The sequence below is a fragment of the Shewanella sp. SR44-4 genome, assembly GCF_014163715.1.
Classification (GTDB): domain Bacteria; phylum Pseudomonadota; class Gammaproteobacteria; order Enterobacterales; family Shewanellaceae; genus Shewanella.
On the sequence record NZ_JACJDU010000101.1, the window covers coordinates 1 to 2,334 of the forward strand.

Here is a 2,334-nt window from a genome sequence, read left to right on the forward strand (position 1 = left end):
CTTGTTGAACGAAGCCGCTCTGCGGCAGAAAAGATAAAAGCCCATCTTTCTCACCATCATAAATACTTACTAGACCCTGCCTACCTTGGCATTACCTAGGAGTATCACCATGGAAACTCATGAACAACAACGCTTTGATTTTCTTTATGAACAACATCTTACCAATTTAACTCTGCAAGGCAAGCGGCCTGCTACCATCGATGCGTACAGTCGCGCAGTTAGGCGCATTAGTGCTTATTTTGACTGTTGCCCTGATAACCTTTCAACCGATGATTTGAAGCGTTATTTTGCTGATTTAATTGCCTCTCACTCCTGGAGTACCGTAAAACTCGACCGCAATGGATTACAGTTTTTCTACCGGTATGTCCTTAATCAATCTTGGGAGTGGCTCAACATTGTTAAGCCGCCGCAGGTCAAACGCCTACCTGATATTCTAACCCCTGCCGAAGTCTCAATCGTCATTAGCCTCACCCATAAGCTGCGATATCAAGTGTGCTTTTTAACCTTATACAGTATGGGGTTGCGCCTCGGTGAAGCAATTTCATTACAGGTTGGCGATATCGATTCAGCGTTGATGCAGGTGCATGTTCGTGACGCCAAAGGCGGCAAGGATAGGCTAGTACCTTTACCACAACGCACATTGTTATCGCTTCGGTATTACTGGCAAACCCATCGCCATCCTCGGCATGTATTTCCCGGTAAAGACGGCAAGCCAGACTCGCTGATGGACCGCGGTGGTATTCAAAAGGCCATGAAAAAAGTGATTTCTGAGTGCAACATTCACAAATCTATCAGTCCACATAATTTACGTCACAGCTATGCGACTCATTTGCTAGAGCAAGGATTAGATTTACGCTCAGTACAACACTTGCTCGGTCACAACAGCCTAAACACCACAGCAAGGTATACACGTCTCACTCATATTACCCGTAAAAACACGGCCTTGTCGGTTAACCAGCTCACTAATAATTTGGTGTTGAAGTGGGAGTGCGAGATATGAAGTTTATCGATATTTTACGTGACCATCTTGATGCGTTTAATCAAGCTTATGATGGCAAAATAACAACATCAATGCGCCATGCCATTAATGCCATGCTGAGCTGTCGCGTTCACACCCAAAGAGCTAGCCACTGGGTTTGTCAGGGGTGCACTCATACAGCAGATTTCCCGCTATCATGTGGTCATCGCAGTTGTCCCCAATGCCAGTACAACACCACAGCAGATTGGTTAGCTAAGCAACAGGCTAAATTGTTATCTGTCGATTACTTTATGGTGACATTTACTTTGCCATATGAGCTGCGTGTGGTGGCTAAATATCAACCGGAAGCACTCTATCCAGCCATGTTTTCAGTGGCTGCCAGTGTGCTCAAAGACTTTGCACTTAACTCACCAAAACTTGCCGGTGATATTGGTTTCACTGGCGTGCTGCATACTCACAGCCGGCGGCGAGATTTACATCCGCATATTCACTTTATTATTCCAGCGGGCAGTTTCAACAAAACCCAACAACACTGGAAAAAGAATAAGGGCAAATACCTGTTCAACGCTTTCAATTTAGCTAAAGTGTGGCGCGCACGTTTACTGGAACAGTTGGCAAAACTGAATCTCAAACTGCCAACCTCATTGCCGAAAAAGTGGGTGGTTGATTGCCAGCATATGGGTAAAGGGTTGCCTGCACTGCAATATCTATCACGCTATCTTTATCGCGGCGTACTGCCAGACAAAAGCATCAAAAGTGATGTCGATGGGCTTGTTAGTTTTGAGTATAAAGACAGTCAAACTCAGTCTACAAAAGTACGAACCTTACCCGCTACTGAATTTCTCTGGTTAATACTGCAACACGTATTACCGAAAGGGTTACGACGAGTGAGAGACTATGGATTACTCAGAGGCAATGCCAAAAAACTCAGGCTACAAATACAACTGATGCTGGCGGTTGCTGGGGCTGTATTTCCAATCATTCCCGAGATAAAGCGCAGATTAGCAACACGCCGTTGCCCCTGTTGTCAGCAACCAATGCACTTTATGGGCATAGTGAAACGACTGACAAACTTAATACCCTGAACCTAATGTTGAAAATGATAATAAGGATAATGGCTTAACTGAATACCGTGGAGGGTTAATTTAAGATACTGAAATATAGCGAGTTAACTAATTAGCAAAGAGGCTAAGGAAACTTGCTGCCTACTGAAAAGTAGCTAGCTAACAATCACATCAAACAGCGCGTTTTCTCGAACTGTTAATTACATAATAAAGAGTCACATCTCACGTGTTCGGGCTTGTTCAACACTTGGGATAAGGACGCGGCTTCGCGCGGCCTATCCTTATTAGTTA

The 2,334-nt window shown here is 44.6% G+C and carries 2 protein-coding genes; both read left to right on the forward strand.

Annotation, left to right across the window (positions count from 1 at the left end; all coding sequences use genetic code 11):
* Positions 1-109 precede the first annotated feature (109 nt).
* Positions 110-1,000, forward strand: coding sequence for a site-specific integrase (locus H5125_RS21525; RefSeq protein WP_182745465.1), 891 nt, complete (start codon positions 110-112; stop codon positions 998-1,000).
* Positions 997-2,064, forward strand: a complete 1,068-nt coding sequence (locus H5125_RS21530) for an IS91 family transposase (RefSeq protein WP_182745467.1) — start codon at positions 997-999, stop codon at positions 2,062-2,064. Before H5125_RS21525 ends, H5125_RS21530 begins: the two co-directional genes overlap by 4 nt.
* The last annotated feature ends 270 nt before the right edge of the window (positions 2,065-2,334 follow it).

Coding starts and splice junctions, on each gene's coding strand:
- H5125_RS21525 (WP_182745465.1), top strand. CDS start 110: ATGGAAACTCATGAACAACAACGCTTTGATTTTCTTTATGAACAACAT.
- H5125_RS21530 (WP_182745467.1), top strand. CDS start 997: ATGAAGTTTATCGATATTTTACGTGACCATCTTGATGCGTTTAATCAA.